The 25,071-nt window shown below is 63.7% G+C and carries 24 protein-coding genes; 12 read left to right on the top strand and 12 right to left on the bottom strand.

The window, feature by feature from the left end; translation table 11 throughout:
• The first annotated feature begins 104 nt into the window (after window positions 1–104).
• From BLS61_RS00940 to BLS61_RS00920, 5 genes are all read left to right on the top strand, one after another.
• Window positions 105–1,073 carry a GTP 3',8-cyclase MoaA gene (locus tag BLS61_RS00940; protein WP_090426114.1) on the top strand — a complete coding sequence of 323 codons (969 nt, stop codon included), beginning with the start codon at window positions 105–107 and terminating at the stop codon, window positions 1,071–1,073.
• A 338-nt stretch (window positions 1,074–1,411) separates the two neighbouring features.
• Entirely contained in the window at window positions 1,412–2,305 is an 894-nt protein-coding gene (locus tag BLS61_RS00935) for a radical SAM protein (RefSeq protein WP_090426111.1), read from the top strand.
• Between the two features lie 73 nt (window positions 2,306–2,378).
• Window positions 2,379–2,981, top strand: a complete 603-nt coding sequence (locus BLS61_RS00930; protein ID WP_090426109.1) for a DUF4823 domain-containing protein — start codon at window positions 2,379–2,381, stop codon at window positions 2,979–2,981.
• A gap of 106 nt (window positions 2,982–3,087) precedes the next feature.
• The gene (locus BLS61_RS00925) at window positions 3,088–3,657 is read left to right on the top strand and encodes a DUF1285 domain-containing protein (RefSeq protein ID WP_090426107.1); all 570 of its coding nucleotides are present in this window, start codon (window positions 3,088–3,090) and stop codon (window positions 3,655–3,657) included.
• A gap of 64 nt (window positions 3,658–3,721) precedes the next feature.
• The gene (locus BLS61_RS00920) at window positions 3,722–4,252 is read left to right on the top strand and encodes a GNAT family N-acetyltransferase (RefSeq protein WP_090426105.1); all 531 of its coding nucleotides are present in this window, start codon (window positions 3,722–3,724) and stop codon (window positions 4,250–4,252) included.
• Between the two features lie 6 nt (window positions 4,253–4,258).
• On the opposite strand, the gene BLS61_RS00915 is transcribed toward BLS61_RS00920, so the two are convergent.
• On the bottom strand, window positions 4,259–6,031 hold the full coding sequence (locus BLS61_RS00915) for a S8/S53 family peptidase (RefSeq protein ID WP_090426103.1): 1,773 nt from the start codon (window positions 6,029–6,031) through the stop codon (window positions 4,259–4,261).
• Window positions 6,032–6,199: 168 nt separating this feature from the next.
• Between BLS61_RS00915 and BLS61_RS00910 the strand changes: the two genes are divergently transcribed.
• Window positions 6,200–7,339: an acetyltransferase domain-containing protein gene (locus BLS61_RS00910; RefSeq protein WP_090426100.1), complete on the top strand. Its 1,140-nt coding sequence runs from the start codon at window positions 6,200–6,202 to the stop codon at window positions 7,337–7,339.
• A gap of 557 nt (window positions 7,340–7,896) precedes the next feature.
• On the opposite strand, the gene BLS61_RS00905 is transcribed toward BLS61_RS00910, so the two are convergent.
• Window positions 7,897–9,945 carry a TonB-dependent receptor gene (locus tag BLS61_RS00905; protein ID WP_090426097.1) on the bottom strand — a complete coding sequence of 683 codons (2,049 nt, stop codon included), beginning with the start codon at window positions 9,943–9,945 and terminating at the stop codon, window positions 7,897–7,899.
• A 283-nt stretch (window positions 9,946–10,228) separates the two neighbouring features.
• Here BLS61_RS00905 and BLS61_RS00900 point away from each other — a divergent pair, with 283 nt between their 5' ends.
• On the top strand, window positions 10,229–11,953 hold the full coding sequence (locus tag BLS61_RS00900; protein ID WP_090426095.1) for a sensor domain-containing diguanylate cyclase: 1,725 nt from the start codon (window positions 10,229–10,231) through the stop codon (window positions 11,951–11,953).
• Between the two features lie 12 nt (window positions 11,954–11,965).
• On the opposite strand, the gene BLS61_RS00895 is transcribed toward BLS61_RS00900, so the two are convergent.
• The 6 genes from BLS61_RS00895 to BLS61_RS00870 all read right to left on the bottom strand — a co-directional run bounded on the left by BLS61_RS00895 (window position 11,966) and on the right by BLS61_RS00870 (window position 15,953).
• Window positions 11,966–12,526 carry a type 1 glutamine amidotransferase domain-containing protein gene (locus BLS61_RS00895; protein WP_090426092.1) on the bottom strand — a complete coding sequence of 187 codons (561 nt, stop codon included), beginning with the start codon at window positions 12,524–12,526 and terminating at the stop codon, window positions 11,966–11,968.
• 146 nt (window positions 12,527–12,672) lie between these two features.
• Window positions 12,673–13,218 (bottom strand): hypothetical protein, encoded by a 546-nt coding sequence (locus tag BLS61_RS00890; RefSeq protein ID WP_090426088.1) that lies wholly within the window; start codon window positions 13,216–13,218, stop codon window positions 12,673–12,675.
• 167 nt (window positions 13,219–13,385) lie between these two features.
• The gene (locus BLS61_RS00885; protein ID WP_090426085.1) at window positions 13,386–13,688 is read right to left on the bottom strand and encodes a LasR-specific antiactivator QslA; all 303 of its coding nucleotides are present in this window, start codon (window positions 13,686–13,688) and stop codon (window positions 13,386–13,388) included.
• Window positions 13,681–13,923 carry a hypothetical protein gene (locus tag BLS61_RS00880; protein ID WP_090426082.1) on the bottom strand — a complete coding sequence of 81 codons (243 nt, stop codon included), beginning with the start codon at window positions 13,921–13,923 and terminating at the stop codon, window positions 13,681–13,683. The genes BLS61_RS00885 and BLS61_RS00880 overlap by 8 nt, the downstream gene beginning before the upstream one ends.
• Window positions 13,924–14,466: 543 nt before the next feature.
• A complete protein-coding gene (locus BLS61_RS00875; protein WP_090426078.1) occupies window positions 14,467–14,862 on the bottom strand; it encodes a hypothetical protein in 396 nt (131 codons plus the stop codon).
• 11 nt (window positions 14,863–14,873) lie between these two features.
• The gene (locus BLS61_RS00870; protein WP_090426074.1) at window positions 14,874–15,953 is read right to left on the bottom strand and encodes an alkene reductase; all 1,080 of its coding nucleotides are present in this window, start codon (window positions 15,951–15,953) and stop codon (window positions 14,874–14,876) included.
• Between the two features lie 124 nt (window positions 15,954–16,077).
• Between BLS61_RS00870 and BLS61_RS00865 the strand changes: the two genes are divergently transcribed.
• Window positions 16,078–16,950, top strand: a complete 873-nt coding sequence (locus tag BLS61_RS00865) for a LysR family transcriptional regulator (protein ID WP_090426866.1) — start codon at window positions 16,078–16,080, stop codon at window positions 16,948–16,950.
• 127 nt (window positions 16,951–17,077) lie between these two features.
• On the opposite strand, the gene BLS61_RS00860 is transcribed toward BLS61_RS00865, so the two are convergent.
• Window positions 17,078–18,487, bottom strand: coding sequence for an MFS transporter (locus BLS61_RS00860; protein WP_244157890.1), 1,410 nt, complete (start codon window positions 18,485–18,487; stop codon window positions 17,078–17,080).
• Between the two features lie 61 nt (window positions 18,488–18,548).
• On the opposite strand from BLS61_RS00860, the gene BLS61_RS00855 reads away from it, so the two are divergent.
• On the top strand, window positions 18,549–18,983 hold the full coding sequence (locus tag BLS61_RS00855) for a helix-turn-helix domain-containing protein (protein ID WP_090426070.1): 435 nt from the start codon (window positions 18,549–18,551) through the stop codon (window positions 18,981–18,983).
• Between the two features lie 224 nt (window positions 18,984–19,207).
• Here BLS61_RS00855 and BLS61_RS00850 read toward each other — a convergent pair whose 3' ends face one another.
• On the bottom strand, window positions 19,208–20,158 hold the full coding sequence (locus BLS61_RS00850; protein WP_090426067.1) for a helix-turn-helix domain-containing protein: 951 nt from the start codon (window positions 20,156–20,158) through the stop codon (window positions 19,208–19,210).
• A gap of 232 nt (window positions 20,159–20,390) precedes the next feature.
• Here BLS61_RS00850 and BLS61_RS00845 point away from each other — a divergent pair, with 232 nt between their 5' ends.
• Window positions 20,391–21,155 (top strand): SDR family NAD(P)-dependent oxidoreductase, encoded by a 765-nt coding sequence (locus tag BLS61_RS00845; protein ID WP_090426064.1) that lies wholly within the window; start codon window positions 20,391–20,393, stop codon window positions 21,153–21,155.
• Window positions 21,156–21,353: 198 nt separating this feature from the next.
• A complete protein-coding gene (locus BLS61_RS00840) occupies window positions 21,354–22,625 on the top strand; it encodes an XAC2610-related protein (RefSeq protein ID WP_090426060.1) in 1,272 nt (423 codons plus the stop codon).
• A 50-nt stretch (window positions 22,626–22,675) separates the two neighbouring features.
• Here BLS61_RS00840 and BLS61_RS00835 read toward each other — a convergent pair whose 3' ends face one another.
• Window positions 22,676–23,740 carry an AI-2E family transporter gene (locus tag BLS61_RS00835; RefSeq protein ID WP_090426862.1) on the bottom strand — a complete coding sequence of 355 codons (1,065 nt, stop codon included), beginning with the start codon at window positions 23,738–23,740 and terminating at the stop codon, window positions 22,676–22,678.
• 165 nt (window positions 23,741–23,905) lie between these two features.
• Between BLS61_RS00835 and BLS61_RS00830 the strand changes: the two genes are divergently transcribed.
• On the top strand, window positions 23,906–24,616 hold the full coding sequence (locus BLS61_RS00830; protein WP_090426056.1) for a class I SAM-dependent methyltransferase: 711 nt from the start codon (window positions 23,906–23,908) through the stop codon (window positions 24,614–24,616).
• A 9-nt stretch (window positions 24,617–24,625) separates the two neighbouring features.
• Here the strand turns inward: BLS61_RS00830 and BLS61_RS00825 are convergent, their stop codons facing one another.
• Window positions 24,626–25,018: a GFA family protein gene (locus tag BLS61_RS00825; RefSeq protein WP_090426858.1), complete on the bottom strand. Its 393-nt coding sequence runs from the start codon at window positions 25,016–25,018 to the stop codon at window positions 24,626–24,628.
• Window positions 25,019–25,071: the final 53 nt, after the last annotated feature.

Raw genomic sequence — 25,071 nt, 5'->3', positions numbered from 1 at the left:
ACCGACCCATAGCGAACGCGACCCCGCTCATTCAGCCGGCCGATGGTCCATGTGCCGCGGCCGGCTACGGCGATATACTCCAGTCATCCTTTTCGGAGTACGCCATGATCGTCGACCGCCAGGGCAGACGCTTTCGCAACCTTCGCGTGAGCCTGACCGCCGCCTGCAACTACGCCTGCACCTACTGCGTACCGAACGGCAAGCGCCTGGTCGCTGCTCAGGATGAGTTGTCCGCCGACGCCCTGGCGCGTGGCGTCGCCTACCTGATCGAAGCGGCCGGTATCGAGCGCCTGCGCATCACCGGCGGTGAACCGCTGGTCAGCACGCGGCTCGACCCCTTTCTGCGGCAAGTCAGCCAGCTCGGTCTCGACGACATCAGCCTGACCACCAACGGCCAGTTGCTCGAGCGCAAGCTGCCGCTGCTGGTCGAATGCGGTATCCGCCGTCTCAACGTCTCGCTCGATACCCTCGACGCCAGCGCCTTCCGCAGCATCGCCCGTGGTGGCGACCTGGCTAGCGTGCTGGCTGGCATGGAAGCGGCGCGCGAAGCCGGGATGAAGATCAAGGTCAACATGGTGCCGCTGCGTGGGCAGAACCTCGACCAGGTCCTGCCGCTGCTCGACTACTGTCTGGAGCGAGGTTTCGAACTGCGTTTCATCGAGCTGATGCGCATGGGCCACCTGGCACGTGACCCCAATGCCTTCAACCAGCAGTTCGTTGGTTTGCCCGAGCTGCTCGAGCTGATCGGTAGCCGCCACCAGTACGTCCAGGCCGATGCACCGGTAGATGCCACGGCGATGCGCTACGCCATTCCCGGTGCAGGCCATTTCGGCGTGATCGCCAACGAAAGCGTGCCGTTCTGCCGCACCTGCTCGCGCCTGCGCCTGTCCTCCACCGGCTGGCTGCATGGCTGCCTGTCGTCGAGCAATCGCCATTACGTCGGCGACCTGCTGGACAAGCCACGCCACCAGGCCCTGCCTGCCCTGCAACGGCTGCTGGTCAAGGCCCTCGGCGACAAGCAGGACCTGGCCTTCTCCGGCGGCGTGACGGTGATGAAGATCATCGGCGGCTGATCCGTAGGGTGCCGCCGGCAACGCGTAGGGTGGGCTTCAGCCCACGGTTCATACTCGAGCGCCGTCCGACGTGAGTGCCATAGGGTGGGCCTTAGCCCACGGCCGTCATCGAGCGCCGTCCCCACGACCTCAACGCAACCTGAGCGACTTGCAACGGGGTGCAATGCCCAGTGCCGTAGGGTGGGCTTCAGCCCACGGTTCATTCTCGAACCCCGTCCCACGTGAGTTCAACGCAACCTGAGCGACTTGCAGCCGGGTGGCCAATACCCAGGTGGCTCGGCAGTCACGTCCGGCGCGGATACACTGGCGGGGCGTCAACCGAACGAGTGTCCTTCCGCATGTCCACCACCTTTCCCATCGCCTACATCGAGCCGGTGTTCCGCCCGCCGAGCGAGGCCCAGTCGCTGATTCTGCCGGTCACCAACGGCTGCTCCTGGAACCAGTGCACCTTCTGCGAGATGTATACCGCGCCGCAGAAGAAATTCCGCGCGCGTGACGAAGCTCAGGTGCTGGAGGAGATTCGCCGCGCCGGCGAGCAACTGATCGTCAACCGCGTATTTCTCGCCGACGGCGATGCCCTGGTGCTGCCGACTCGGCGCCTGCTGGCCATCCTGCAGGCCATCCGCGAGCACATGCCCGAGGTCCGTAGGGTTTCCAGCTACTGCCTGCCGCGCAACCTGCGCAAGAAGTCGGTGGACGAGCTCAAGGAACTGGCCGATGCCGGGTTGAAGATGGCCTATGTCGGCTGCGAGTCGGGCGATGACGAGGTGCTGGCGCGGGTCAACAAGGGGGAAACCTTCGAGTCCAGCCTCAGCGCCCTGGACAAGCTCGGCCAGGCCGGCATCACCCGCTCGGTGATGATTCTCAACGGGCTCGGTGGCCAGGTGCTCAGCGCTCAGCATGCCGACAATTCGGCGCGCCTGATGAACGAGTCCCAGCCCGAATACCTTTCCACTTTGGTGGTCAGTTTCCCCATGGGCGAGGCGCGCTTTCGCCAGCAGTTCGCCGATTATCAGCCGCTGACGCAGCTGCAGCTGTTCGCCGAAGTCGAGCGTTTGCTGCAGGGCCTCGAGCTGCAGCAGACGGTGTTTCGCAGCGACCACGCCTCCAACTACCTGGTGCTCAAGGGCAACCTGGGGCGTGACAAGGCGCGTCTGCTGGCGCAGGTGCGCGAGGCCATCGAGCGACCGCAGCAGGCGAACCTGCGCCAGGAGTGGCAGCGCGGGCTTTGACCAGGCTGGCGCAGAATCTGCATCTGGGTCTTATCCGCCGGTTTTCCGTCACCGGCACGAGGAGGATGGATTCATGCGTAACCTGCTTCTACTGGTGGCGCTGCTGGGCCTGAGCGGCTGCATGAAGGTCAGCGATATGGCCGCCGGCGCCGAGTACCACCTGCGCGACGCCGGTTTTCTCGACCACGGGCGCACCGAGCGCATGGCCTCGCGGCGCCTGCAGCAGGACTCCTTCATCTATATCGCCCAGGGCCATTTCGTGCCGCCTGGCCACGGTTATCCGCGGCCCAACGTGGTAGCCGAGGAAGCCTTCAACGGCTTCATCGAGTACTTCCCCTTGGTGCGCCGCGCACGTCAGCCTGCAGGTCTGGATGAAGCCATGGCCGAGGCGCGCGGCGCTGGCGCGCATTATCTGCTGTACGCCCGTTTCGCCTACAGCGACGACCGCATCGGCACGGTGGAGGAATGGGAGGATCAGGAGGCGCTGGATCGCCTCGGCACCGACCGCGCGGTGATTCAGCTGATGCTGATCGAAACCAATACCCGCTATCTGGTGGATACCGCGCGGATTCGCAGCCGTGGCGGATTCCTGACGTTCTACGATGCCAAACCGCAGGACCTGATCGGCCCGCCGCTACATGACTACGCACGCAGCCTGATGGGCGTTGGCCGCTAAGAATAGGAACAATCGGCGCGCCGCTCTTGTGGGAGGGGCTTTAGCCGCGACAGGTGCCACGGTGTATCCTCTTCAGTCCCCGGCAAGATATGGACGAGGAGAGAGCATGAGCGATCCAGGCAAGGCCGGCGACCTGCTGGCGCAGATCCCCAAGGGCGAAGGCAAGGGCCTGCCCCCCGTGCACCTGTGGAACCCCGATTTCTGTGGCGATATCGACATGCGTATCGCCCGCGACGGTACCTGGTACTACCAGGGCACGCCCATTGGCCGCAAACCCATGGTGCGGCTGTTTTCCACCATCATCCGCCGTGACGGCGACGACTACTTCCTGATCACGCCGGTGGAGAAGGTGGGTATCAAGGTGGACGACGCCCCCTTCGTCGCCGTGACCCTGCAGGTGGAAGGTGAGGGGGAAACGCAGGTGCTGCGTTTCATCACCAACGTCGAGGACGAGGTGGTGGCCGGCGCCGAACACCCGATTCGGGTGGAGATCGACCCTGCGACACTCGAACCCTCGCCCTACATTCTGGTGCGGCGTAACCTCGAAGCGCTGATTCACCGCAACGTGTTCTACCAGCTGGTGGAGCTGGCGGTGGAGCGCGAAGTGGACGGCAAGCCCTGGCTGGGCGTGTGGAGCAGCGGGCAGTTCTACCCCATCGGGCCTTCCCCGGTCTGAGCGGGCGCTTCAGGAACAACGCCGGTGCGCGCAGCGCACCCTATGGGTTTGACAGGAGAGGCAAATGGATGAGCATCGCATCGAAACCGAACGCCTGACGCTGCGCCCGCCGCAGCCGCAGGATGCCGACGAGGTGCAGCGCCTGGCCGGCGATTTTCGCATTGCCGATGTCACCCGCAGCATTCCCCATCCCTATCCGCCCGAGCTCGCGCAGCAATGGATCGCGCGCTGCACGCAGGACTGGCTCGATGGCAAGGCGGCCAGCTTCGTGATCATCGAGACGGGCAGCGGCCAGCTGGTCGGCAGCATCACGCTCAAGGACATCGGCCGCGGCGAGGCCGAGGTGGGCTATTGGATCGGCGTACCGTACTGGAGTCGCGGCTATGCCAGCGAAGCCTGCAATGCGCTGGTGGATTTCGCCTTCCGCCAGCTGCGCTTGCGCCGGTTGTATGCCAGCCATCTGGCGCGCAACCCGCAATCCGGGCGCGTGCTGTTCAAGGCCGGCTTTCGCCACCTGGGCCTGGGCCACAGCGAGTGCGGCAGCCAGGGCAAGGTCGAGCCGGTGGAACTGTACGAGCGCGTTTCCGGCGAGTGACGTGCGTCAGCGCACCCGGTCGCGGCTCTGCACCGCCAGGTCCAATGCCTTCTGCATATCCAGCCGCGCCGAACGGCCCACATCCTTGTCGCTCAGCTCGTAGTTGCGTTCCGACGGCAGGATGGGGGCGGTCAGGTCCTCGGCGTCCATCGGTTCGAAGTCGTACTCGCCGCCTATGGTCATGGCGCTGCGCCTGAGCAGCATGCGCACCTGTTCCGGCTGCAGGTCCGGGTTGATCGACAGCATGGCGGCGACCACTCCGGTGACCAGCGGCGTGGCGTAGGAGGTGCCGCAATGCACATCGCCGGTGACGTCGGCCTCATGGGTCGAGGCCTGGGCACAGGCAGCGGCGGTGATGTCGACGCGCATGTCGACGTTCGACGAGTCGCGCTTGACCACGTAGCTCGGGTCGTCGATCTCGACCTCATCCTTCTTGCTGCGCTGGTGCCCGCCGACTACCAGCAGTTGCTCGGTGATGAAGGAGGAGGGCAGGCGGTACTCGTCGCGGCCGGAGTAGGAGGAGCCGTTGCCGGCGGAGTTGATCACCAGCACGTCCGGGTGTTCGTTGCGCAGCCAGAGGAAGAATTCCTCCAGCAGCTCCTCGTAGCCGCTCATGGCGATGTTCGAGCGCACCAGCGAGTCGATCTCATCGCCCTCGACATTGCGCGTGCCGACGCGGTGGATGCCCCAGCTCCAGTTGAGCACGCGCACACCGTCTTCCACCAGATTGACCGAGGCGGCGATGTTGGCGGTGATGCCGGCATCCGAATTGCGCTCGACTATCACCTCGAAGCCCTTGCTGGCCTTGTCCAGCCCGCGCAGGAAGCCGGTGTTGCCGCCCTTGTCCCAGTGCGCGGCTAGAATGCCCGCCACCGTGCTGCCGTGGTTGTCCGGCTCGTCGGCATCGCGTGCATAGAGGCAGGTGCGGGGCTTGCCGTCCGGGCAGGCGCCCAGGTAGTCGGCGAAATCGGGTGCGTCGAAGTCGACGTTCCGCTCGATCACGCCCACGCGTATGCGCTCGGCCTCGATGGGCGAGTCGCCCGCGGGGATGCGCCGCTGGTAGTAGTTGACCGCGTCCATGAAGCGGTTGGCGGCCCATTCCTCGGAGTTCTTCTCCGGTTTGCGTGCCGGCTTGCGCGCGCCTTCGCTCTCCTCGCCGCGCTCGGGGGCGCTTTCTTCCACGACCACGGCATCGACGCTGGTTTCGTTGCCGATGCGCAGCACCAGCGCATCGCGCTCGGTGAGGTTCTTCACGGGTAGGCGCAGCTGGTAGACGTTCAGCGGCGGGATGGCGCCGACCACCTCGGCGTCGTACTTCTGCGCCAGGCGCCTGGCCTCTTCGAGGCCGTCGTGGCTCTCCTCGATCAGCAGGCTGATCAGGTCGAGGTAGGTGGTCAGCCCGTCCATGTTCTTCGCCACTTCATCGGGGCCGGCGGCCAGCACGTGGCTGCCATTGAGCGACAGCCACACCGGGTTGCTGACACGCGAGCCGTCTTCCAGCCACAGCGGCGCGCTGCGATGTTCGTTGCGGCTCAGCTGCAGGCGCAGGCTGTCACCATTGCGTTGCACCGCCGAGGAGGGCAGGGTGTCATCGCCGAGCCGCAGCCTGGGCAGCTTCTCGCCAAGGCCGCGCACCCGCAGGCACCAGTCCTGCTTCTCGCTTGCCAGCAGATCGCCGCAACGTTGCAGGCTCTGGATGCGCAGGGCCTGCTGCGCATCAGCCAGCGGGCTTAGCAGGGCCATGACGAGCATGCAAAGAAAGGCGCGGTTGGGCAGCATGGGACGGGCCTCCGTGGCGGTTGTTCTGCTTTTTCCGACTTTCTTCGACGGGCTTCGTTCAGCCGCGATGGGGGCTGCCGGTTGTTGCGAACCGTGCGGCACTGGCGCTGCCGTGGGCAGTTTTGGTTATAGTATTACGTTTCCTCCATGTGCCATTCGAAGTCATCCATGCCCTCCAATCGTCTCCTTTCGATCGACGCCCTGCGCGGCTTGGTCATCCTCTTCATGCTGCTCGATCACGTTCGCGAAACCTTCTACCTGCACCAGCAGGTCGGTGATCCGATGGACGTGACCGCTACCGATCCTGCGTTGTTCTTCAGCCGTACCCTGGCTCATCTGTGCGCGCCGGTGTTCATCCTGCTCACCGGGCTTTCGGCGTTTCTCTATGGCGAGAAGCAGATGAGCCGGGCGGCGACCAGCGCCTTTCTGTTCAAGCGCGGGGTGTTTCTGGTGGTGCTGGAGTTCACCCTGGTCAACTTCGCCTGGACCTTCCAGTTCCCGCCTACGGTGATCTACCTGCAGGTGATCTGGGCCATCGGCCTGAGCATGCTGGCGCTATCCCTGCTGCTGTGGCTGCCGCGCACGCTGCTGGCCGTGCTGGGGCTGGTGCTGGTGGCCGGGCACAACCTGCTCGATGGCCTGCACTTCGGCCCGGAGTCGGTCATGCACATCCCCTGGGCGGTGCTGCATGATCGTGGCTGGATCGAATTCTCCGAAACCCTGCGCCTGCGCACGTCCTATCCGGTGCTGCCGTGGATCGGGGTGATCGCCCTGGGCTATGTGATCGGCCCGTGGTTTCGCTGGTCGAGCGCGCCGGAGCAGCGTCTGCAGGCATTGCGCAGGACGGGCTTCGGCGCGCTGGCGCTGTTCGTGCTGCTGCGCCTGGTCAACGGCTATGGCGAGAAGCCCTGGGCGGTCGGGGAAACCTGGGTGCAGACGCTGATGGCCCTGCTCAACATCACCAAGTATCCGCCGTCGCTGCTGTTCCTGGCGCTGACGCTGGGCGTCGGTCTGTTATTGCTGGCGTACTTCGAGCGGCGCAACGATGGGCGCATGGTGCGTACCCTGGCCGTGTTCGGCAGCGCGCCGATGTTCTTCTACCTGCTGCACCTGTATGTGCTGAAGCTGCTGTATATCGCCGCCTTTGCCATCTGGGGCGCGAACCAGGGGCACTACTTCGGCTTCGACTCGATGGCCTGGATCTGGACCGCGACGCTGGTGCTGGCGGTGCTGCTGTTTACGCCCACGCAATGGTTCGCCCGGCTCAAGGCGAGGCGGCGCGACATTCGCTGGTTGAAGTACCTCTAAGAGCCTCTGTCGTAGGGTGCGCCGTGCGCACCGAGTTTTTCGCAGTGCCAGTTGGTGCGCACGGCGCACCCTACGAAAAGGCCAGGGATGAACCCTGGCCTTTTGCGTTTGTGGGGGGACTGCAGAGCCGGTTGTGGTTGCGACTTGCCCCTCAAGGCGCGACGTTCAGCGGCTGTAGGGTGCGCCGTGCGCACCGAGTTTTTCGCAGTGTCATTTGGTGCGCACGGCGCACCCTACGAAAAGGCCAGGGACGAACCCTGGCCTTTTGCGTTTGTGGGGGGACTGCAGAGCCGGTTGTGGTTGCGACTTGCCCCTCAAGGCGCGACGTTCAGCGGCTGTAGGGTGCGCCGTGCGCACCGAGTTTTTCGCAGTGCCAGTTGGTGCGCACGGCGCACCCTACGAAAAGGCCAGGGACGAACCCTGGCCTTTTGCGTTCGTGGGGGGACTGCAGAGCCGGTTGTGGTTGCGACTTGCCCCCTGGTGCGCACGGCGCACCCTACGTTCTATGTCTTGCTGTGCGGGCCGGGTTTCGGCGCCTCCTCCGAACGGCTCCGGCGTTACAACTTCATGTTCACCGACACATAGGCCGAGCGGCCCGGCGCCGGGGAGAACATCGGCTGGTCGTCACCGCCCCAGAAGAAGTTGTCGAACCACACGTACTCGTACTCGCGGTCGGTCAGGTTCTTCAGCTGCAGGTCGAGGCTGGTGGTCGCCGACACCTGATAGCGCACGTTGGCGTCCAGCACGGCGAAGCCGCCGTACTTGCCCTGTTCGTTGAGCGTATCAATGTAGTAATCGCCCTGGGCGCGCGCCTGCAGGCCGAAGCGCCAGGCGTCGTTGAACTGATAGTCGACGCCGGCATTGCTGATGTAGCGCGGGGTGGAGATCACCTCGTTGCCCGCCAGGGAGCGACCGCCGTCAGTGAAGGCACTGCGCACCTTGGCCTGCTGGATGGCGTGCGAGCCCCATACCGTCCATTGCTGGTTCAGTTGCGCGCTGAGCTGCATGTCGATGCCGCGCCGCCGGGTTTCGCCAAGGCCGACGGTGGTACCGGTGGCAGGCATGTTGGAAACCTCGTCGGTAGCATCCTGCTGCCACACGGCGATGCGCGCCTCGGAGCCGGCGAAGGGCTTGAACTTCACCCCCACTTCCTTGCCGGTGTTGATCGAGGGCTTGTACGCAGTCTGGCCGGCGGTCAGGTACGCCGGCCCCTCCGACCCCGTGAGAATCTGGAAGGTACGGCCCCAGTTGGCATAGACGTTGACGTCCGGCGTGACGCTGTACACCACGCTGAGTTTGGGTTGCTCGATCCAGCCGTAGTCCTGCAGCTTGGCCTTCTCACCGCTCAGCAACTCGGTGTTGCCGGAAAACTTGTCCACCCGGTAGGCCGGGATGATCTTCAGTTTTTCGATGGGCTGGATGATCGCCTGAGCGTAGGCACCCGTGTTGTACAGCGTGTAGCTGTCATCGTTCTGCGTGCGCGCCGGCGGCGCGTCGAAGTCGGTGGGGATGCCGAAGTTGTAGCGATAGCGGCGGTACTCGTTGTTCTGCTGCTCGTAGTTGACGCCACCATCGAGTGTGAGCATCTCGTGGGCGCGCCAGGTCAGGTTGCTCAGCATACCGGTCTGCCGTTCCTGCCACTGGCGGCGCTGGCGTGGGGCGTTGCCGACCGGGTAGTCGGTGAAGGTCACGGTGCGGTCATCGTCGTAGCTGTTGTAGTACAGCTTGTTGCTCAGGCTCAGGCCGTCGCTGGGCTGAAAGTCGGCATGCCCGCTGAGGTGCTTCATGTCGCGGTCGTCGCCGTCGTTGGCGTTCTTCGCTGGCGACTGCGTGCGGCTGGCGGCCAGTTGCCGGGCGGTGAGAAAGCCCGGCTCCTCGGCCTCATGATGATAGAGGCGGGCGACCACACCGAGCTTCATGGTCTGCTCGTCATCGGTGACGAACCACTTGCCGCCCAGTGAGTATTTGTTGGAGTCGCTGTGGTCGCGGAAGCCGTCGGAGTCCTGCTTGGCCAGGAAATAGTTCTGCGCGAAATTGCCTTCCTCGTGGCCGACCGCCAGCTGGAATTCGCGGGTGTTGAAGCTGCCATAGGTCAGGCGGCCATCGGTGTAGTTGCCGCCCTGACGGGTGACGAAGTTGATGTTGCCGCCAATGTTGTGCAGGCCGTAGCGCGGGTCGTTGGTGCCGCGCACCACCTCGATGTAGTCCAGCTCCAGCGGGAAGATCATGTCGATGAAACGCTGGTTGCCGCTGTTGACGTTGCTCGGCACACCGTCGATCAGGGTCTTGATGCCGTTGATATAACCCTCGCCGTTGAAGGCGCGGAAGGTCACCTTGCCCGATTCGGCGCCCATGCGCGTCTCGGTCAGCTGGATGCCGGGCATCTGGCCTACAAGCTCCCAGCTGTTCATCACGGTTTTGTCCTCGATTCTGTCACTGCCCATGATGTCCACCGAGGTCAGGATGCTGTCGGTGCGCAGCGCGCCTTTGGCCTCGGGGGTGACGTAGACCGAGCCGAGCGAGACGGTGGAGTTGGACGAGGCTGCGTGAATCGGCGGGGTGACCAGCGCGGTCATGACGGCGAGGGAGGCCGAGGTGGCTTTCATAGGTATTCCTAAGGTTGCGTTCTTCTTCAGGGGAGGTTGTTGCGCACGGTTGCCTGGGGCGGACCGATCTGTGGTCTCGAAAATGACGTTATATCATAACGTTTTGCTGCTGCAGGATCACCCCGCTGAGCTGCGATGTGAGCCCCAGAAGGCTCGAGATAGAGCGGCTTGTGGCAAGGGCTTTGCGGCAATCCGGTATCCAGACCGTGAACGATTAGACGCCGACACATTAATGGCGTATCAATATCAGGCAGCGTTTCCATCCTTGCCTGACACAATGCCTATGCAGCCCCTGTGTTCGACCAATGTGTCTATCAGCGCCAACGATGAGCGGTTCGACGGGCTTTTGCGCCTGATCGGCCGGCACTTCGCGCTGACTGCCGTGCTCGTGACCGGCACGGGGAGCGCGCGGCGCATCCTGGCCAGCTCCGCCCTCGGCGAACTGCAGCGGGCGCAGATCGTCGAGGCCGAGGACGCCAGTGAAACGCTCCATCCTGGCCCGGGCCAGCAGACGAGCCCGCCGGGCAGCTCCCCGCAGCTGATCGCGCATTACCCTCTGGCGAGCCAGGGGCGCAGGCTCGGCGCCCTGTACCTGCTCGATAGCCGGCCGCGTGAACTGGATGCCGGTCAGCGCCAGGCCCTGCAGGATTTCGCCACCCTGGCGCTGGACCTGCTGACGCGCGAGGCTGACGACGCCCAGCAGCGCCACGAGATCGCGGCCCTGCGCGAGAGCGAGCGGCGCATGGCGCTGGCCATCGCCGGCAGCGGCACCGGCATCTGGGACCGCAACGTCGCCACCGGTGAAATTCACTACTCCAGCGGCTGGAAGGCCCTGCTCGGTTACGCCGAGCATGAAATCGGCAATCGCATCGAAGAGAGCTACACCCGCGTGCACCCGGCCGACCTGGACTACGTCCGCGCGACCATCCAGGCGCATCTGGATCAGCGCACCGCGGCCTATGAGGTCGAGCATCGGCTGCGCTGCCGCGATGGCCAGTACAAGTGGGTGTGCAGCCGCGGCAAGGTGGTCGAGCGCGACAAACAGGGCAGGCCGCTGCGCATGATCGGCACCACCACCGACATCACCGCCATGCGCCGGCTGTCGGAGCAGGTGCAACAGAGCGTCGCCCTGATGACCGATCTGACCAACGAGATTCCCGGCATGGTCTTCCAGTACCGCAGACAAGCCGGTGGCGCTTCGGCCTTCACCTACGTCAGCGCCGGCGCGCAGGCCGTTTGCGGCCTCAGTGCCATGCAACTGATGGAGGATGCCCAGGCGCTGGCGAACATCGTCCACCCGGACGACCGCCAGGCCTTCATCGACTCCTTCGCGCGTTCTGCCGAGGACCTGCTGCCCTGGCATCTGGAGTTTCGCGTGCAGGTGCCGGGGCGCGAGATCACCTGGTGCCAGGGGGAAGCCCGGCCACGCCGCGAAGAGAATGGCAGCGTGACCTGGTACGGCTTTCTCACCGATGTGACCGAACGCAAGCAGATCGAGGCCGAGCTGCAGGCCTTCGCCACCACCGATTTCCTGACCCAGCTCGCCAACCGCCGGCATTTCATGCGTCAGCTCGAAGCCGAACTGGCCCGCCTGCAGCGCAACCCCGAGCAGAGTGCGGCGATCCTGATGTTCGATCTGGACTACTTCAAGACCATCAACGATCGCTGGGGGCACAACGTCGGCGATCAGGCCCTGCGCCACTTTGCCGGGATTCTCCGCAGCCAGCTGCGCAAGACCGACACGGCCGGGCGCCTGGGCGGCGAGGAGTTCGCCGTGGTGCTCAGCGAGGCGAACCTGGACAAGGCCATGCACTTCGCCACGCGTATCCAGCAGGAGCTTGCTAGAGCAGCGATCCAGCATGCCGGAGAGTCCATCTACCTGGCCGTCAGCGTCGGCATCTCCTTGCTCGATGCCGGCGATGCCAGCGTCGAGGCCGCACTGTCGCGCAGCGATATCGCCCTGTACTGCGCCAAGCGCGGCGGGCGAAACCGCATCGAGCACCATTGATCGCTGCCGCGATCAAGCCGCGCGCAGCGCCTGGCTGATCGCCTCGTTGAACGCCGGAATGTCGTCCGGTGTGCGAGAGGTGATCAACGTCCAGTCCTGCCCCGGGCACACCTTCACCTCGGCGTCCACCCAGTCCGCACCGGCGTTGGCCAGGTCCAGGCGCACGCTGGCATACGAGGTCAACACCTTGCCCGGCACCACGCCGGCGTCGATCAGCAGCCAGGGGCCATGGCAGATCGCCGCGACCGTCTTGCCGGCATCGCGAAACTCCTGCACCAGACGCTGCGCGTCTTTGTCCTGGCGCAGGTTGTCGGCATTCACCGTGCCGCCAGGGATCACCAGCAGGTCGTAGTCCGCGGCGCTGAGCCCCTTGAGCTGGGTGTCGGACTGCACGGTAACGTCCTTCTCGCTGTCGTTCAGCCAGGTTTCGGCCTCACCGCCCTCGACGCTGGCATGAGTGACGCTCGCACCCTGATCCTTCAGCGCCTGCATCGGCTTGAGCAGCTCGTCGCGCTCGATGCCGATGTTGGCGGTGATGAACAGCACCTTTCTACCTTGCAGATTCGAACTCATGATCGATACCTCCGCTGATGCGCCGCACGGGCGCAGTGAATGGTCGCGTTGGTCAACGCGGCATGTATCAGGATTGAAAGGCGCAAGAAGCAGAAGTTCGAACAGATTGGCCGGCGCTGGCTGCCATCAGGCCTGTCGCGGCGGCCTCACAGATTCGCCGAGGGCAGCTGCAACCAGATGGAGAACACGCCCAGCGCGCTCCAGAACACGATGAACAGCCAGGGCGAGCGCAGGAAGAACAGCAGCGACTTGTAGGTGCTCTCCCGGCTGGCCTCCTGCTCGCTGAACAGCGGCGAGTCGTCATAGGCATGGCCGAACTCGGGATCGCTGCGCAGCAACTGTTCCTGCTTGTAGTGCCAGTGCTCGATGATCGTCGCGGAGGCCCTGATGCCCGGCCAGGCGTGCAGCGAACTGATGATGCCCAGCAGCGTGAACAGCGCCGGCACCACCAGGGTGAACACCGCTCCCCAGTCTTCGTTCGAGTTGGCCATGGACGACGCATAGGCGATCACCAGAAACGACTGCGCCGTCAGATAGGCATTGGTGCGTCCGGCCAGCAGGCTGGTCTCGTACTGAATTTCCCGCCGGTAGAAATCGAGCCGCTCCTTCGGCGTACCGAAGATCATCAGCTCCGCCTGCTGCTCACGCTGCGCACCATGGGTTTCGGAAGTAATGATTCGCGAGGTTTTCATCGCCTTTGCTCGACTGTCGGGGGCTTCGCTACCCGGCCCAACGGCTGCCAGGGGAGTGAGGCTTTAGACTGCGGGCGTGCCAGGTATTCAGTGTTTTTCTCCGGCGAACGGGTGCAGGTGCAAGCCGGATGGGCAAGCAACCTTGCCCACCCGGCTTCCAGGCCCAGTTACAACTGCAGCTCCGTGCGCCTGGCCAGATGCCCGCCACCGAGCGGCGAACACAGGCGTTGGTGGATGCGGCTGAGAAAGCCCAACTCGAAGGCATGGCGCTGTGCGCCCGGCGGGAACAGCTGCCGCTCCAGCAGCAGGTTGGCCCAAAGCCAGCCACTGTTGGCGTCATCCAGCCAGGCCTGCGCCTGCTGCACGCCGTGTAAGAAGCTCTCCTGGTTCTGCTCGTTCCAGCCGAACTCCGCGCCTGGGTGACCGTCATGGGCGGGCAGACGGGTGAGGTAACGTTGCGGCTCAATCATGCTCGACCCTCCCGCTGGCCAGCGCGATGGCCTGGCGATAGAGCACGATCAACTCGCTCAACAGCGCGCTGCCGGTATTCGACAGCTCTGCCTCCGGCAAGCGCCTTAGCAACTTGGCCAGCAGCGCCGCCCGATATTCGGCCGCCGCCTGGGGCGGGCACTCGTCCGCGATATGGCTATGCAAGGGATTGCGAGGCGTGGGGAAGGGGATAACGACGGATTCAGACCTGGTCATGCAGCACCTCCAGAACGGAAGTGGACATGACAGCCAACAGCCCAGGGCGGAGCCCTTGGGTAAAAGGGGGATAGCGCATTTTCCTTATGCTCCTTCGTGGATTTAAGGAGCCGCTTTCCATTCGCTACCACACGATATGGAGGCGGACCGTGCAAGGGTGGTAGACCGACCCACGAAGGACGCCGGCCAGGCCGAAGCCTGCCTCACACGGCCCGCCATAAATGCGCGAGAAAACAGCGGGCACAAAAAAAGCGCCTGCTCTCGACTATGGCGCTACCGCGCCTTCGTGTGAATCGGGCTACCACACCCGGTCACGGGATTGACCGTGACAGAGCGGACTGTAGCGTGGGGGAGGGAGCAGGGCAAGGTTTGGATCGGCAGCTATCGGCTAAAGGTAGTCAGTCAAAGACTCCAAAATAGTGGTGCTCAAAAGTTGGAGCATCGAGCACTACGCGGCTGAGTTAATCGGTCAGTGCTCGCCGTAAAGTAGTGGTCAGTCATAAGCATCTTCGCAAACATGATCGTCCAGTTTGGGGCCGATGATCATTTTTCTTTGGAGGACTGCAGTTGAATGCCAAACGCAGTGATGCCTAGTAGTATTGCCGCTAACAGCAGATTGATCGGCACTCCGATCTCACGCAATGCCTGGCTGGCATATACATCTGTACCGGGAATAAGGTAAGCCACGAACAGACCCGGCCAGAAACTGCCTGGCGCCAATGCCGCCGCCCATACCTGACCACGCTTCAGTGCGACCAGAGAAAACAGACTGACCAAAACCAGCGTGGTGAACTGCATGCCTATATGAAACCGCGCATGCCCTGGCCAATCCGGATTGAACAGATGGGTGGCATTGAACACATCGGCGATTGCCACTATCGCCACGGTGGCGACGATAGCGAAACCAAGCAGGGCTTTACCAAGTAATGAGCGAGTCATGATGGCCTCCTTCACAGGCTTGGATAGTCAATGAAGCCCGCATCCTCGCCGCCGTATAGGGTGGCGCGGTCGGCTTGAGCCAGTTCGGCGCCACGTGCAAAGCGCTCCGGTAGGTCGGGATTGGCCACGAACGGAGTGCCGAACGACACCAGTGCTGCCTCGCCAGCCCTGAGAGCAGCCTCACCGCTCGCTGCGTCGTAGCCACCGTTGGCAATCAATGGGCTGTTAATTTGCGTACCGAAAGTTGCCAGTACGTCACGCGGCCAGTGCGGGAAGTTGTCCAGCGGAAACAGCGCGCGCATCAGGTGCACATAGCCAGGCTGCAGCTTGTTCAATTCGCCCAGCAGGTAGCTGTAGAGGGCCAGCGGATCGCTGTCGATCATGCTGTTGAAAGGAATCACCGGCGATAGCTTGATCCCCACGCGAGCTGAGCCCCAAACTTCGATCAGCGCCTGCATCACCTCCAGCACGAACCGGCTGCGCTTGGCGATGCTTCCGCCGTACTCGTCCGTGCGCAGATTGGCCGAGTCCACGAGAAACTGGTTCGGCAGATAGCCGAATGCGGCGTGCAATTCAACACCGTCAAACCCCGCACGCTTGGCGTTTTCAGCGGCTCGGCGGTAGTCACCGATGACGGCCTGGATTTCGCTAAAGGTCAGTGCGCGCGGTACCTCGTAATCCTTCATACCTTCCAAGGTGAAATGCTGCTGGCCCTGGATCGCAACAGCAGACGGAGCCACGGGTAACAAACCACCACGCACACTGGAATGACCGACCCGGCCGGTGTGCCAGAGCTGCGCAAAGATCTTGCCACCTGCCTCATGCACTGCCGACGTGACCTGTTGCCAGGCGGCAATTTGCTTATCGCTGAAGAGGCCGGGTGTGAGCGGACTTCCGACGGCGTCTGCCGAGATATTGATTGCCTCACTGATGATCAGTCCGGCACTGGCACGCTGGGCGTAGTAGATGGCCGTGGATGCCCGTGGCACCCCGTCAGCGTCGGCCCTTGAGCGCGTCATCGGCGCCATCACCATATGGTTGCGCAGAACAAGATCATGCAGACGAGCCGGGCTAAGCAATTGAGCGGTCATGGGGAAGTCTCCAAGTTCACGCAGAGGGATATCAGGCGTGAGCAGATCATCCGGCCCAGCATGTATAGGATAAAGTCACAAAATCAGGAATGATTGCTCCACCAGTGGAGCAATGGAGTTCTACATGAGGCTGCTCAATGACATGGCCCTGTTCGTTGAAGTGATCAAAGCCAACAGCTTTCGCGGCGCCGCCGAGGCAGTTGGCTTGCCCAACTCCACGGTCTCGCGGCGAATTGCAGAACTGGAGCGACGTATCGGTCTGCGCCTACTCAACCGCACCACACGGCGTATCGAACTCACAGAAGGCGGTCGCCTTTACTATGAGCGCTGTCGGCGTATCGTCGACGAAGCCCGCCTGGCCCATGAAGAGATCTCTGATCTGGTAGACAATCCCAGCGGCCTGATCCGCCTTTCCATACCCATCGACTTCGGTGTGGTCTACCTGGCACCGCTCCTGGCCGAGTTTGCCGAACGCTACCCGCAGATCCAGTTCGATCTGGATCTCACACCAAAGCGTCTGGATCTGATCCGTGACCCTGTTGATCTCGTGATCCGTATCGGCGCCCTACCCGACTCGCAGTTGATTGCCCGCCCCCTTGGTACCCTGCAGCGAAACCTCTTTGCCAGCCCAAGTTATCTGGCCCGCTATGGTGTACCGAGCAGCCCAGCAGAATTACTGCAACATCAGTGTCTACGCATGCTGGATGCGCCCTGGATCCTGCACGCTGCAGAGCAGAAAGTGAGCCTGCCGATCCAGGGACGCTACCTGCTGAACAATATCGGCATGCTGCGTCGCCTAGCCTTGCTCGGTCAGGGTATCGCTATGCTGGTGGACGAGATGATCGGCGAGGATCTTGCCCAAGGCCGATTGCAGCGCGTATTGCCCAGCTGGCGGGCAGAGGCCCTGCCGGTTTACGCGATTACCGAGACCCGCCTGGTGCCGGCTAAGGTGCGGGTGTTGATCGACTTCCTCTCTGAGCAGTTCAACAGTAAGTGAAGTACGTAAGTGTATGCGCTATGGCAATTGTGCTGCCAGAACGCCGGACGAAGAGCGTAGACCAGCGCGCCGATGTTGATCATTGAATCGCCCCTGGTTTCGCAGCCTTTCATGGCCGCTTTTGCCGTTAGCAACCAACCTTTCCAACATCGCGAAGCCGTTCCCGCGCTGCGAACAGGAAGGTGAGAACACACAGGCCGGCCACGCTCAGGAAGGTAGCGGAGAAGGCGTTGCTGATCGTAGCCGCGGAGTTATCCGCCAATGTCCGGCTATTCAGCAGCGAGGCGAATAGCAGCGGCAGCAGGGAAGCTCCCGTCATCAGGCCTAGGTTGCGTGACAGGCCGAGCAGCCCCGAGAGCACCCCTCGGTGCGCTTCGGCCGCCAGGTTCATCGCAGCTGTGTTGTTGGCCGCCAGGAACAGCTGAAAACCCGGTGTCATCAGCACCATCGCCAGGATGTAGCCCGGAATCCCGATAAGGATAGGCAACACGGCGAAGCCGCACAGCCCAACGCTGGCGAGCAGCAGGCCCGCGAGCAGTGTCCGGTCGGTTCCGAACCGATCTGCAAGCCTACCCGCCGGCGCCCCCGACAGCGCCGCGGCGCAAGGCCCGGCGGCCATTACCAAGCCTGTCCCGGCTTCGCTGAGACCCAGGCCAAACGAGAGAAACAATGGGCCGACCACCAGCGTGGACATCATGATGGTCGCCACCACGAGGTTCATGGACAGCGATGTGGCGATACCGCGTCCGCGCGCCAGCGCCACCGGGATCAGGGGATTGGGCACGACCAGCTCGGTACGGATGAAGATCAGAAGCGCGGCGGTGGCCAGCAGCAATAGCATCCAGGGCGCAATGTTCACGCCGACCCTGCCTCCGCTGGCCGAGAGGGCGAAGCACAGCAGTGCTACGGATAGCCAGGCGCTGCCGGCCCAATCGATGCGGGCGGAGTTTCCAGTGGGTACCATTTTTCCAAGGCCGGTAACGGCCAGTACCAGCAAGCCGCTGCCGCCTAGCGCCAACAGCATGAAAACGGAGCGCCAGCCAAATTCGCCGATCAGGATGCCGCCGACCGACGGGCCCAGTGCGGTTCCGATGGCTGACATCGTGCCGAGCAGGCCCATCGATGCGCCCAGGCGCTCTTTTGCAATCAGGGTTTTGGCGATAGAAAGCGGCAGCGCCATGAGCGTTGCCGCGCCCAGCCCCTGCACCGCGCGGCCAGCGATAAGCCAACCCAGGGTCGGCGCTACTGCGCAGCCGACAGAGGCCAGGGTGAACAGCAGGATGCCACCGATCAGCACCCGGCGATTCCCGTAGAGATCGCCCATTCGTCCTGCCACGACGATGACGGCAGTCACGGCGAGCAGGTAGGCCAGCATGACCCATTGCACCTGCTGGACGCCGGCCGAAAACACGCTTGCCACGCTGGGTAGTGCAACCGTGGCGATGCTGATGCCCAGCGACGCGAGCAGGATGGCACCGGCCAGTGCCGCGAGTGTTCGTTTGTTGGTCGCAGGGCAGGGGTTAGGTTTCATGTGCATTGTCTGCCTGTCGGAGTGGCGATGGCCTACTATGCAAGTTCAAGTCAACTTGAGGTCAAGCATGAAACTCGTCGATATTGGAGTGCTTTCGAAAACCAGCGGGGTGCCCACCTCCACGCTCCGCTATTACGAACAGGTGGGGCTGATCCGGCCCGTTTGCCGCAACGGTTTGCGTCGACAGTACAGCGAGGAAACCATCGTCCAGCTTGCCCTGATCGGGCTGGGAAAGGCCGCCGGTTTTTCGCTGGAGGATATCGGCGCAATGTTCGACGAGGACCGCAACCCGGATCTGGCCCGGCCGACCCTGCTTCAACGAGCCGATGAGCTCGATCGCCAGGTGCTGCGCATGAGCACCATGAGCCGTCTGCTCAGGCATGTTGCCGAATGCCCCGCGCCGTCCCATATGGAGTGCCCGCGCTTTCGCAAGCTCTTGCGTGTGGTGTGCCCCTCGGTGGCCCTGACCGATGTGCTGTCCCAGGGTGCGGCGAAGCGATAGCGGTAGAACCCCCGGGCTGCCCCAGTAGCCCATCAGGATCTATGTCACTCGCTGACGAGCAATGCGCAAATCCTGGGTACAGCGGCGTACAGGTACGAGTAATGAGAGAGCCCATCCATCGGCTCGATGCGTACATTCCGTGGGAAGTGCCAGGATCAGCTTCGCTCTAAACGTACTTCAGCTCGCCGCGACTGGTGCACCTGCAATTTGCAGCTCGACCATCTTCAATCCCGCCCCGGATCGCGATAGGCGCTCGGCGTCACGCCCACTTCACGGCGAAAGACTTGTGAGAAATGGCTAGGGCTCGAGTAGCCCACTTCCAGCCCGATATCGATCACGCTGCGCTCGGTTTCCAGCAGCAGTTGCCGGGCGCGAGCGATGCGCAGGCGAATGAAATAGTGCGACGGCGACAGCCCGGTGGCGCGTTTGAACAGTCGGCTGAAGTGGTATTCGCTCAGTTGCGCGGCCTGAGCCAGCTTGGCCAGGGAGAAGTCCTGCGCCAGGTGCTGGTTCATCAGGTCGATGACGCGCCTCAGCTTGTAAGCCTGCAGCGCGTTGCTGCGCCTGCCTGCTGGCAGCGGGGCGCGATAGGTTCGCACGAGGTGAATGGCCAGCGCCTGGGCCAGGCTGTGCACGAGCAGCTGGCTCGGCGTGCGGCTGCCGGTGAGCTCCGCACGCAGTTGTTCCAGCAGCATGCGAACCCAGTCGTCATGACCACCGGATAGGTCGACGAAGCTCACCGGGCCGGCCTGTTGCAGCCCCAGGTCACGGGCTGCGTGATCGATCAGCGTGGGCGCGAGATACAAATGCATCACTTCGAAGCTGTCGCCATCCCTGGTTTGCCAGCGCATTTCGTAGGGCTGCATGGTGCTGGTGAGGAAGAAGTCGCCAACTCGCACCTCGGTCTGCGCCCATTCACCGCCGGCCGCGCGCTCTTCGACGATGGCCGACCCCGCCAGCACCATCACCAGCAGCGGTTCGGCCACCGCAGGCACGAGGATCGGTTCGGTGATGCTGCAGTGGGTGAACAGGTGCAGCACCACGTCCGGGGTGACATGCGGCAGCGGCAGGGCGGGGTGGCCGCCGGGCAGGTAGTGCTGCATGGCCTCGGCCGGAATCCGCAGGGCGTCAGTAGAGGCGACAGGTTCGGACTGGCTCACCAGCAAGGCTCCCATCGTTGGTGCCCCTGTCGGGGCGGCGCTGGACAGGTTAGCGCACGGGCGCTGGGCTGCCATCCGCGCATGCCCCGGCGGCCGTTCGGGTGGATTGAGCGCAAGACCGCGACAGCCAGCCAAGGCGGCGCAAGCCCGCCATGACCAATCGGGAGAGGATGAAACCGTCTTCTAACGCACCCCTACGTGGTGCATTGGCGAAGGTTTCGCTTCGCCCCATTGAGGAGGTATCACCATGGCTGACATCAAGAACATCATCACCCAGGAAGTGGCGGGCAAGGTCGCTCTGGTCACCGGCGCCGCCAGCGGCATCGGCAAGGCCACCGCGTTGCTGCTGCATGCCCGCGGGGCCAAGGTCATTGCCGAGGACATCGATCCCGCCGTGGAGGAACTGGCCCAGCCGGGGCTGGTGCCGCTGGTGGCCGACATCACCGAGGACGGCGCCGCCGGGCGCGCGGTGGCGCTGGCGGTGGAGCGCTTCGGCCGGCTCGATATTCTGGTGAACAATGCGGGCATCATCATCAACAAGGCAGTGGTGGACATGACCCGGCAGGATTGGGAGCGCATCCAGGCCGTCAACGCCACCGCAGCTTTTCTGCATTGCCGCGAAGCGATCAAGGCGATGATGCCGAACAAGTCCGGCGCCATCGTCAACATCGCGTCCTATGCGTCCTACTTCGCCTTTCCCACCATCGCTGCCTACGCCGCTTCCAAGGGGGCGCTGGCCCAGCTCACTCGCACGCTGGCACTCGAGGCCATCGAGCATGGCATTCGGGTGAACGCCGTCGGTTCGGGAGATGTGGTGACCAACATCCTCAACGATGTGGTGGAGGACGGCCCGGCCTTCCTGGCCCAGCACGGCGAGGCCGCGCCGATCGGCCGTGCGGCTCAGCCGCGGGAGATTGCCGAGGTAGTGGCATTTCTCGCCTCCGAGCGGGCCAGCTTTATGGTTGGCGCGGTGGTCATGGCCGATGGCGGCATGACGGTGAAGGCTGGCTGACCGGCCATGGGCGATGCGTTTGCGCCAGGGACAGCTGGCGCAAATGCATCGCTCGCAGGCCGGCGCGTGAGGGGAATCGAGCGGTCTGTCATCGCAGGCTCTGCCATTTGCACTGGCGAGCCCCGGGCGAGAGTCGTCTTCCCACCTTCGCGAGGGCATACTGCGCTGCGTTCGCTCCCCACGAAACAAGGACGTTGCATGCGCTCACTCCGTAATTCCCGTGTTTTCCTTTGCTCCTTGACGCTCATCCTGGCCTCGCTCTGGCCGCTGGCGATGCGGGCCAGCGCAGCACAAGCGCCTGATGGTGCCGTGGAGTTTCCCGTCTGGAGTCATGCCTTCGTTGGCACGCTGGGCAGTAAGCATGTCGAGGTCTCGCTGAGCCGTATTGCCGATGACCTTTCAGGCACTTACTGCTATCAGCCCTGCAACAACCAGACGCGCCACCAGCTTGTGCTACAGGGAAGGGTACGGGGGGATGGGGCGGAGTTGATCGAGCATGATCGTGGGAATAGGGCGATCACTACGGGCGTCTGGACGATCGAGTCGCTCGATGGCAGTGTCACTGGCACCTGGGGTTCGCCCGACGGCAAGCGCAGGTTGCCACTGGCCTTGCGCAAGGCCGAGTCTGCCGACGCGCTGCAAGCTCGCTTTCCCTACGATGTACGTCTGCTCGCCGATGCGCTGCCCGAGCAGCAGGGCGACGGTTGCCGGACGCCGCCACTGGTTTCGGCCATCCGTCTATACAAGGACGGCGCGTTGTTCCAGACCCTGGAAACCGAATCCCAGGGGACTTGCAGCATTTTCACGCCCGAGCTGCTCGATGCGAACTTCGATGGCTGGCCGGATCTGAGCATCGCCCAGTTTCTCCCTGCTGGTCCCAACATTCCGTATCAGACCTGGCTCTATGATCCGGCCTCGGCGCGTTTCGTCGATGCGCCAGCAACGTTGCAGGGCATTACCTCTGCTGATTTCGACCCTGAGCATCAGGTCGTGTATTCCTTCTGGCGGGCCAGCTGCTGTGAGCATGGCGTATCGATCTACCGCTGGAAGGGCGGTGACCTGCAGGAGGTCGATACCCAGAGCAGTTACCTCCTGCCGGTCATGGATGGCGGCGTACGGCGCATTTGCTATATCGCGCCCGGTTACAACGAGGGCTTCATCGAGTATCCGGGGCGGGTTGAACAGACCGCCGATGGGCGCCTGAGGCTGCATCAGATCGACCCGAAAACCTGTGAGGTCGACGACTGGGCGTTTCTGCAGCGCACCTACATCGATATCTGGAAGCCCGCCCTGCCTGGGGAGAAACCGGTCCTGCTGCGTTCCGAAGGTGTCACGTGGATCGCTACCGATACAACCGCCGGCCAACGCTATTGCCCCGAGGTGCCCTACTTCGACAGCGGTCGCATACGTCGTGTGGTGCTCAGCGATGATCCTGACTGGTGCACAGAAGAGCGTCCGTCACAGGAGTAGCGGACCAGGCGCTGTTCCCAACTGCTGGCGTTGCTCTCGTTCAAGGATTGTTACTGCGGCAGCCTGACCGTCTTTTTCCTGCTGCCGAACAGATTCCAGCTGGCGACGAACAAGGCTGCCACCAGCGGGCCGATCACGAAGCCGTTGAGGCCCAGCAGGGCCAGGCCGCCGAGGGTGGAGGTGAGGATCAGGTAGTCGGGCATGCGCGTGTCCTTGCCGACCAGGATGGGGCGCAGGATGTTGTCCACCAGGCTGATCACCAGCACGCCGAATACGCTTAGCGTGACCCCTTGCCAGACGCTGCCGCTGAGCAGCAGGTAGGCGGCCATCGGCGCCCAGACCAGGCCGGCGCCGACTGCCGGCAGCAGGGACAGAAAGGCCATCAGCGCCCCCCACAGCAGCGGGCTGGGCAGGCCCAGGACCCAGAGTATCAGGCCGCCGAGGGCGCCCTGGACGGCCGCCACGACGATATTGCCTTTCACCGTGGCGCGTACCACACGGGTGAACTTGATCTGCAGGCGGCGCTTGGTGGTGTCGCCCAGCGGCACGGCAGTGCGGATGTCGCGCGCCAGGGTCTGGCCGTCGCGCAGCAGGAAGAACAGCAGGTACAGCATGATGAAGAAGCCGATGAGAAACTCGAAGGTCATCTGGCCGATGACGAACACCTTGGTGGCCAGGTACTGGCTGCCGGCCATGGCGCCCTTGGAGATCTGTTCGCGCAGGCCCTCGAGGTTGCTCACGCCGAAGCGGTCGAGCTGGTCCTGCATGAACGGCGGCAGCATCTCGATGGTATTGGTGACGTAGGCGCCGATATCCAGTTCCCCCGATTCCAGGCGCTGGTAGAGGCGGCTGCCTTCGGCCACCACCGCCGAGATGACGAAGATCACCGGCAGGATCGCCACCAGCAGGCAGACGATCAGCGTCAGCAGCGCCGACAGGTTGCCTCGGCCGCCGAAGCGGCGGGCCAGGCGCCGTTGCAGGGGCGCGAAGACCACGGCCAGCACCATGGCCCAGAACACGGCGCCATAGAAGGGCAGCAGTATCCAGAAGAAGGCAATGGTCACCAGGACGAGCAGGAGGATGAAGGCTTTCTGTTCGACGGATGGACTGGGCATGATCGGTTCGCAGGGTGGGTTCATGCCTGTTAGTCCTGCGTGCCAGGAACAAAGTGCGAACAGAATGCCCAGTCGTTCAGGCGGCAGGGGCTTGACAGCTCTGGGATACTGGATGAAACGCCGCGTGTGGCGCGGCCGTCCTCAAACCGCAAAGGAAGGTGCTGCATGCGCGAAGAAGAACTCAAGGCGCTGTTCGATCAACAGGCCGCAGGCTACGACCAGCAGTGGGCGGGCATGGCGCCGATCCGCAATACCCTGTACTTCCTGCTCGACTCGCTGTTCGTCGGCCTGCCGCAAGAGGCGCGGATGCTCTGCGTCGGTGCCGGCACCGGAGCGGAGATCGCTCATCTGGCCGAGCGTTTCCCCGACTGGCGCTTCACCGCGCTCGACCCCTCTGGCGCAATGCTGGACCTGTGCCGCCAGCGCGCACGGCAGGGCGGCTTCCTCGACCGTTGCGACTTTCATCAGGGCTATCTCGAAACACTCGAGGCCGGTCAGGCCTATGACGGCGCCACCTGCTTTCTGGTGTCGCAGTTCTTCACCGACGCGCAGGCGCGTACCGGCTTCTTCCGGCAGATCGCGCAGCGGCTGAAGCCAGGTGGGCTGCTGGCCAATGCGGACCTGGCGGCCGACACCCGATCGCCTGCCTACGAGTACCTGCTGCACAGCTGGATGACGCTGATGTCCTCGGCCGGTGTCGACCCGCAGATGCTGGACCGGGCACGTGCGGCCTATGCCACGGACGTGGCGGTGCTGCCGGCACTGCAGGTGGCCGGCATCATCCAGGCAGCCGGTTTCGCGGCGCCGGTGCAGTTCTTCCAGGCCGGGCTGATGCATGCCTGGCTCTGCCGAGCCAATAGCACCGGCGAGGCGTAGGGCGCGGCGCTAGCCTTCGCAGCGCTGGCTCTCGTCGCGATCGCGCCGGTAGTGTCGGTCGAACGGGAAGGGCGGCAGCCAGGCCTCGCGGCGAATGGTCCAGAGCTCGTAGGTCGGGGTGAAGCGGTCCGGTTGATCCAGCGCGCCGAGGTTCACCTCGATCTCGTCGGCCGAGCGTCCGAATACCGAGGAGCCGCAGCGCGGACAGAAGTGGCGGCCGGCATACTGGCCGGTTTCGCCCTCTATCCGCACCGCCTCCAGGGGAAATATCGCCGAGGCGTGAAACAGCGCGCCGTGGTGCTTGCGGCAGTCCAGGCAGTGACAGATGCCGACTCGATAAGGCTGGCCGCTGGTTTCGAAACGTACCTGGCCGCAGAGGCAGCCGCCGGTGGTTCGATCCATATTCTTGTCCTCCCAGGCTTTGGCCTGCATAGAGACCTTAGCAGGCGACGTCG

Source organism: Ectopseudomonas guguanensis (genome assembly GCF_900104265.1).
Taxonomy (GTDB): domain Bacteria; phylum Pseudomonadota; class Gammaproteobacteria; order Pseudomonadales; family Pseudomonadaceae; genus Aquipseudomonas; species Aquipseudomonas guguanensis.
This window is presented reverse-complemented; position numbering and strand designations above follow the sequence as displayed.